Source organism: Pseudofrankia coriaricola (assembly GCF_001854805.1).
Lineage (GTDB): Bacteria > Actinomycetota > Actinomycetes > Frankiales > Frankiaceae > Pseudofrankia.
In genome coordinates this window covers 49,895-57,893 of the sequence record NZ_MBLO01000033.1, presented here as the reverse complement: position 1 = coordinate 57,893, position 7,999 = coordinate 49,895, and the positions used below count along the sequence as shown (strand labels likewise).

Annotated in this window: 3 protein-coding genes and 2 rRNA genes; all 5 read left to right on the top strand. The window is 71.1% G+C overall.

Features of this window, described 5'->3' with window-relative positions; genetic code table 11:
• Positions 1-173, top strand: a 23S ribosomal RNA gene (locus BCD48_RS05815); the annotation flags it as partial.
• A 94-nt stretch (positions 174-267) separates the two neighbouring features.
• Positions 268-384, top strand: a 5S ribosomal RNA gene (gene rrf / locus BCD48_RS05810).
• 2,073 nt (positions 385-2,457) lie between these two features.
• Positions 2,458-3,069: an HD domain-containing protein gene (locus BCD48_RS05805; RefSeq protein ID WP_198543104.1), complete on the top strand. Its 612-nt coding sequence runs from the start codon at positions 2,458-2,460 to the stop codon at positions 3,067-3,069.
• Positions 3,070-3,578: 509 nt separating this feature from the next.
• Positions 3,579-4,904, top strand: a complete 1,326-nt coding sequence (gene argG, locus BCD48_RS05800; protein WP_241841536.1) for an argininosuccinate synthase — start codon at positions 3,579-3,581, stop codon at positions 4,902-4,904.
• Positions 4,905-5,212: 308 nt separating this feature from the next.
• Positions 5,213-6,628 (top strand): thioesterase domain-containing protein, encoded by a 1,416-nt coding sequence (locus BCD48_RS05795; protein ID WP_071047259.1) that lies wholly within the window; start codon positions 5,213-5,215, stop codon positions 6,626-6,628.
• Positions 6,629-7,999: the final 1,371 nt, after the last annotated feature.

Here is a 7,999-nt window from a genome sequence, read left to right as displayed (position 1 = left end):
TTCGGAAGGGATAACCGCTGAAAGCATCTAAGCGGGAAGCTCGCTTCGAGATGAGGTCTCCCACAGGGTTAACCTGGTAAGGCCCCCGAGAGATGATCGGGTTGATAGGCCAGATGTGGAAGCACAGCAATGTGTGGAGCTGACTGGTACTAATAGGCCGAGGGCTTGTCCTACAAAGATGCTACGCGTCCACTGTGCGGTTCCCGAGGAACGGCAGACCACCCCCCACTCGCCGTGGGGGGAGTGGTGTCGATAACTCGATAGTGTTTCGGTGGTTTTGGCGGAGAGGGTACGCCCGGTCCCATTCCGAACCCGGAAGCTAAGTTCTCCAGCGCCGATGGTACTGCTCGGGAGGCCGGGTGGGAGAGTAGGTCACCGCCGAACAATCATTGACGGAAGGCCCGTCGTCCCCCAGAGAACACTCTGGCGCGGACGACGGGCCTTCCGCATATCCACACCCCCCACACCCGCGACCACACCGCCGGCCACCGGCCCACACACCTCCAGACCCGGCCCCGACACACCACCCGGCCCACCCCGACCAGCCCGCCCGGCGACCTGCGCCCACGGACCTGCCCGAACGCGCACCACCCCACAGCGCAACAGCGACCCACCCGCCTCCGGCACAGGCCGCCCCGCCACCAACCGAGGACGCCCCAGCACCCGACCGCGTACCGCGGAACCGTGTGGATCTCCGCGTTCCGCGGAACCGTGTGGATCTCGGCTTGTGTGGGCTCAACTTGGGGCTTGCGGTGGAGCTCAGCCTGGGCTTGGTCGATCAGGGGTGGCGCTGGGCGGCCAGGGAAGGTCCCATCGGCCGCCTAAACGCCACGGCTTATCCGCCAGACGATGAGTCCCGGCTCTAGTGGGCTCGGGGCTGGCCGGACGTTTCGTGCCTCTGGTGGAACCGCCGCGGTCATGCTCTCGTCCAAGACGAAGAGATCGGGCTCGACGGGTGGAGGTGGCCGATGATGGGCTCCCGAGGCCGGCGGATGGCGGCATTTCTCGTGGGAGGGGCTCCGCTCGTACTGCTCCTGACGGCGGGGTGCTCCGGAGACACAGCGGCATCGCCGGCGGGCCGTTCCGTCGCGCCGTCTGTGACAGCGACACCAGCGATACCGCCCCCGACGGTCCCGTCGACCGCCCTTTCGCCCGGCGGACCCGCTCGACCTGAGGGGACGGTCTCGTCAACACCTGCTGGCACGCCGAGTCCACCGGCTCGATCCACTCCGCGGACAGACCCGACGGGTGGTGAGTTCACGCTCGCGCCAGGCGAGACCTGGCGGGCGTCCGACGGCGGGCTGACGCTGACTTTCGTCAGCGTGAGGCAGGACAGCCGGTGCCCGGCATCGGAGCGTCTGCAGTGCGTCTGGGCGGGCGATGCGGTAGTGGCCCTTTCGGCGGCCGTTCCCGGCCAGGCGGCGATGACGATCGAGCTGCATACCCATCCGAGCTCCGCTACGACCGCTACGGTTGCCGGCTGCGAGGTCAGGCTTGTCCGACTCGGGCCTGACAACAGCGTCGAGGGGCCCGACCCGGGCGACTACCGGGCTTCCCTTCGTGTACGCCGGCCCTGAGAACGCTCTCGGCGGTCTCGGCTCTGCGTTTCTGTTCCCCGAAACGATGGGCGGAGCGGAGGTGACTTCTGGACAGCAATGACGGCGCGTGCCGCTGGCACCGTTGGACCGGGCCCCGACGCCACCCAAGTGTCGGCGCTTTCCCCGGTGCTCGATCGGGGGGTGCCGAAGGACAGCATCCCAGGTCGGCCAGTCCGGGCATCGGTGCCTCTGATCGATCATTTTGATGCTCTGCCCGCTCGTCCGCGACGGTCTCCGCGCTCCGCGGACTGCGCGCGGTGAGCAGGCGGCATCCCGCCGTCCCGCCATCCACCACTACGGGCTCAGTGCCTCTCGCCTGTCGCCCTTCGTCCCCGGTGCCCGACCTGCGCCCGACGATGATCTCCGCGTTCCGCGGAACGCGCGCGGTGAGCGGCCCGCCCTGAGGCCCGCATATTCCAGCCGGCGCGGCCCGCCTGACAGCGGTCGCAGGTGACGTGGTCGAGGCGTGACGGTGGTCCCGCGGGCGCGCGGTGTCCGGGTTGCTGTCGAAGACGGTCTCCCGTTCCGCGGAACGCATGCAGCCGGCGGGCGTTCGCACCATCGCGGATCGGCGAGCGCGGACAGGTGCGGCCCGTTCGGCTGAGGCAGCCTGCCGCACGTGACCTGGCATCCGTAGCCGGGGGCGGTGGCCTTTGCGTTGCGGGGAGACCGCGTTAGTCGCATCGCGTTGAGCCGAGCCGGCGATCGCGCGGCGCGGGCGTACCGCCTCCGAGCGGACGGGCTCGTACCATGCCGTCGCCCTGGATCCGCGAGTGCGCCTGAACGGGGCACGCAGAGGCGACGGGAGGGGGATGGTGGGAAGAGGCCGCCGCTGTGTCAACGTCACGTGGAGGAATTGATGAGCCAGCTGACCACTACGAGCACGCGGGTCTCGCCGATGACCAGGCGGGCGTCCTTCCGGGCGATGACCGAAGGCACCGTGCAGGACTGGCGAATCATCGAGGAGGCCAGCGAAGAGCTGGAACGCGGCCTGCCCGATCGGGTTATCGCCCATTTGGGGTTGTTGGGCGGCGAGCATGGCGGCTTCGCGGTGGACCGGCTGACCCACAGCCTGCAGGCGGCGACCAGGGCGGAACGGGCTGGCCGCGACGATGACTACGTGCTCTGTGCGCTCCTGCACGACATTGGCGACACCCTCGCCCCGTACAACCACGCCGACATCGCTGCCGCCATCGTGAAGCCGTTCGTGTCGCCCGAACTGCACTGGATGGTTCGGTACCACACCGAGTTCCAGGGCTACTACTACTTTCAGCATTTCGGGCTCGATCGGAACTTTCGGGACAGGCATCGCGGCAACCCGAACTTCGACCTCACCGCCGAGTTCTGCGCCGAATACGACCAGACCTCGTTCGACCCCGGCTACCCGACCAACCCGGTGGAGCACTACGAGCCGCTCATCCGCGATCTGATGGCGGCCCCGCGCCGATCCAGCTCCACGGCCGTCGACTGAGCCGGGCCGGGTCAGGGAGGCCGGGCCGTGGGGAACTCGCCCAGCCGATGGCCATCGGCCGATCGCCGACGATCGGGCGGCCCGACAACTGGACCGCTGACGGCCCGACGGCCGTCGGGCCAGGCGGCCGTCGGGCCTGACAGTCGGCCGGCTCGACAAGTTCTCGGCCGCCCGACGAGCGGTCCAGCGGTCGCGCCACGGGTTCTCGGGCGAGCCGCTCAGCGCTCGTTCGCGCCGGGTACTCGATGCGGCACGGCCTCCGCGGCCAGGCATAGGTCGTGTGACGGGTGGTCTGGCGCACGGGTGTTGGATGAACATGCGAAGGCATGTATAGAATTGCGGGCGCAGGTGCGGGTCAGGTCATAGCGTCCGGGGCGGGGCGCGGGCTGCTGGCCAGGCAGGCTGTAATCCGTCGCTTGGCCCTGGTGAGGGTCACTGAGCGGCGGGACGCCGGGAACCGCCGTCGTGATGCGGCGGAACGCGGGAGACTTGGGCATCCGGAGCCGCCGATGGCGGCCGGCCTGATGCTGGCTGGTCACGGATCCAACTGGCCCATCGGACGGGAGCGGGACGACATGGAGATCAAGGACCTCAAGGGCGAGAGCGTCGCCTTCTTCGCGTCGGGTGGGCTTGACAGCTGCACGGTCACCCACTGGCTGACCTCGCACGGTGTCAAGGTCATCTGCTTCACCGCGGACCTCGGCCAGCCGGACGAGAGCGAGGGCCTCGACGTCGTCGCCGAGCGGATGAAGGCCTGCGGCGCGGTCGAGGCTGTCGTCGTCCCGCTGCGTACCGAGATGGGCGAGGCCGGCATTCAGGCTGTCCAGGGCCTCACCCGGTATGAGGGCCGGTACTGGAACACGACCCCGCTGGGCCGGTACGTCACGATCCGCGGAATGCTTCCGCACATTCTCGAGCGTGGCATCAAGATCCTCAGTCACGGTGCGACCGGCCGGGGCAACGACCAGGCCCGGTTCCAGCTCGTCCCGAACATGCTGGCGCCCAGCGTCTCTGTCTACGCGCCCTGGCGCGACCAGGCTTTCCTCGACACCTTCGGCGGGCGCGAGGAGATGATCGACTACTGCGAGAAGCACGGCCTACCGATCCGGGCCACCCGCACGTCTCCATACTCCACCGACGCCAACCTGCTCGGCCTGACGCACGAAGCCGGCGTGCTCGAGTCGTTGACCACCGGCGCCAACTTCGTCAACCCGATCATGGGTGTCCGCCCGGTTGACGCCCCTGACCAGCCGGAACTGGTCACGGTCGTGTTCGAGAAGGGCCGTCCAGTCTCGATCGCCGGCCAGGCGATCTCGGACGCGGCGGAGGTCCTTGAGCTTGCCAACCAGATCGGTGGCCGGCACAGCGTCGGCATCAACCTGCACCTGGTTGAGAATCGTTTCGTCGGAGTGAAGTCCCGCGGTGTCTATGAGGCACCCGGCATGGAGCTGTTGGGCAGCGCCTACGAGTACCTGCTGCAGACGATCCTCGACCGCCGGGCCAGGAAGATCTTCGAGTTCGCGTCGGACTTCCTCGGCGAGCAGCTGTATCAGGCCTATGGCGAGGACCTTGGCTCGCAGCTCGCGCGCAAGGTCGTCTCCGAGGTCGCCCAGCTCGCCACCGGCTCGATCACGCTTGAGCTCTACCGGGGCACCGTCAACTTCGCCGGCGCGGCGGACATCCCGCACTCGCTCTACAGCGAAGAGGACGCGTCGATGAGCCGGGTCGGCGCCTTCGACCACAAGGACTCCGAGGGCTTTCTGCAGGTGCTCGGCGTCGGCGCGCGGACGGCGTCCCGTGCCGGCCAGGTCCAGGGACTCCTTGAGACCGAGTAGCGCGAACCCGCTCGCGTCCCGCCCAGAGGCGGAGATCGGGCGGTTTCCCGCGGAGGGTCCTCGGCCCGACGGGCTCGCCACCGTCACCCGACGCTGACCAACGATTCCTCCCCCACCGGTGCCTTGCCGCAGCCCTCCACCCCCACCAGCGCATGACGCGACTTCGGACGACGGACGTTGGAACGGCGGACCGAGCCGGAGATCCCCCTTCTCGGACCGACTGCCGAGGCGGCCCGGGGCGGACATCCCGCGACAAAGGGTGCTCTAATACCGTCTCGGGTGCTGGGCGGCTGATGGGATGGTGAGCGGTGCGCGGCTACCTGGCGGAGCCCGTCGAGATCGAGGCGGCGCTGCTCGGCGCCGAGAACGTCTCCGACGCGGTGGTGGTGACCGACCGGGCGACTGAGCCGCCCCGGCTCGTCGCCTACGTGGTGCCGGCACCCGGCGGCGAGCCGTCGCCGGCGGCCGTCCGCCGCTCGCTGCTGGCGGCCGGGCTGCCCCAGTCCGCGGTTCCGGCGACGGTCGTGGTCGTGCCCGGGCTGCCGCGCACTGTCCTGGGCGATGCCGACCGGACCGCGCTGCCGTCGGCCCCGCCGCCCCTGGCTGGCGACGAGCCGCGCAACGACTGGGAGGAGGCCGTCGCCGGGGTGTGGGCGCGGGCGCTGGGCCTGCGGACCGTGGGCATCCACGACGACTTCCGGGCGCTGGGCGGAGACGATCCGCTCGTCCAGGAGATCGCAGCGCGGATCGAGTCCGAGCTCCGGGTGCCGCTGCCGTTCTCGGCGGTCGCGCAGGCCAACACGGTCGCCGAACTCGCCCGACTGGTCGCGCAGGCCGACGCCGACATCGACACATTGCGCCACCATGACGTGCTCCCGCTGCGCACCGACGGCGCGGGCACGCCGCTGTTCTGCTTCGTGGGCGCGGGAGGCTATGCCGTCGTCATGGCGGGGATCGCGACCCATTTCGCCGGCGAGCGGCCGGTCTACGCGATGCAGGCACACGGGCTGTCGCACCGTGCCGTCCCGGACTGGTCGGTCGCGGCGATCGCGCGTCGGCACGCGCGCACGATCCGGCTCCTTCGGCCTCGCGGGCCCTACCTGTTGCTCGGGCACTCGTTCGGCGGCGTGATCGCGCTTGAGGTGGCCCAGCAGCTCACCGCGATCGGCGAGGAGGTGGCCCTGCTCACGATCGTCGACAGTTTCCCACCCACGAAGGTGAAGCTCACGTTGTCCGGGTCGTTCGTCGAGTCGCACGGCGAGGCCCCGCCCCCACCGACACCCTCGCTGGCCGCCGAGGCCGAGCCTGACGCGGATGGCGACGGCGGCGCGGCCCGGAAGCTGCGCGTCATGCTCGACCGGGCCGCACAGCTGGCCCGCCTGCCGCTGACCGGCATCGTCCAGTTGCCGGACACCTGGCACACCGACAACTTCCTCAACCAGTCCCGGTTCCTGATGATGGCCTACAAGCCGCGGCCCTACCTGGGACGCGCCCTGCTGTGGGATGCCCGCGATACCGAGACGGGCCTCCGGCCGGTCGAGGGCCCCTGGGGCGAGATCCTTACCGGCGACGCGGTGGCCCGCACCGTCGTCGGCGACCACAACAGCGTGCTGCGCGAGCCGCTCTTCGGCCGGCTGGTCGACGACATGCGCGCCATGCTCGCCAGCGCGCCGGATCGGGATCTGGCGGCCTCGCCCGGCTCGCCGACCGCTGGTTGGCGGTAGGCAGCCGGCCGGCCGGCCGGGGCTTTGCCCGGACCCCAGACAGGGATGCCGCGTCGGGTCCCAGCCTGTGCCTCGTCTGGGCGTCCTCGGCCGCCGGCACCGCCCGTCGCCGCTCCGGTCGCCGCGGTGGGTGCCCACGACACCCGTGAAGCTCGCGGATACGCCGGGCCTACGGGCGTCCGTGAGCACACTGGCCACGGCCTGCCCGAGCGGAGGACTACCGTAGAGGACAGCGCATCGCCAGCGCCGCCTGAGGTGCACTTGCCTGGGTGGGTGTCCGGCGGTGATGTGTCATATCAGCGACCCGCCCGTCAGGTGATTTCGCCTGTCAGTGCTGGTGGCCGGTCGCCGGGGCCGCCCGGGTCTCGGCATCGGCGTTTCATCCGGCACGGTGCCGGCCATGCTCACAGGCTCTCAACCGATTCACCGAGGCCCATTCTCCGAGGGCCATGCCGGTCCCGCCGATCCGCGGCGAGCCACCGGCCGCCGCCGGCCCACCGCGGCTGGCGGAGGGGCCCGTGCGGGCAGCCGCGTCGGGACCTGTGCGCCACCGCCCGCCTCCGGGTGGGATGTGTGGGCGAGGTGCCCCAGCGGGGCGCGGTCACGAAGCTAGACGAACGTAACCAGAAGTCAACAGTGGAACCCACGATGGCGTGGGCCGATCGGAAGCGATGACGATGTCGAGCTCTGCAGTCCCTCCGTCTCCCACAGGTGGGGAGCCAGCACGTCCGTCGGCTTCCCGAGGGTCCACCCCCGCCCCGCGCCGCGCTGGCCGCGCCGGTGGCGGGCACGGCGGCGCCGGTGGCTGGTCCCGCTCGGCCGGTGGCGGCGCGGGCGGGCGGCGCGCGGCCGGCGGCCAGGCGCGGGGGGCAGCGGGCGCGGGCGCCCAGCGGCCACATCGGCCCTCGGCGGCCGGTGGCCCGAACCGGGCCGGGGGATACCGGCGCGACGAGGCTCCCGGACATGGTGAGGCGACCGGATGGTCGCGCGGGCGACCTGCCGAGGCCGGAGGGCCGGGCGACGACCGGCGTCGGGATGGCTTCCGCGGTGACCGAGGCTCCGGCGGGGCGGCGGGCCGCGGCGCCGGCGGCCCGGCGACCCGATGGGGCGGCGGTGAGCGTCCCCGCGGTGGTGCCGGTGGTGCCCGGCCGGACCGGCCCGCGGCAGCGCGTGAAGGTTCCTATCGCCGCGACGGCGACGAGCGGGGCGACCGCCGGCCGTACGCGGGCGCCGGCGGTGCCGACCGGTCCGGCACGCGTGGTGGAGACGGCTTCCGCGGCGGCGACAACGCCCGTGGCGGAGCCAACGCCCGCGGCGGAGAAGGGTTCCGCGGAGGTAACCGCCCGGCCGGCGATGGTCCGTCCGGCGGAC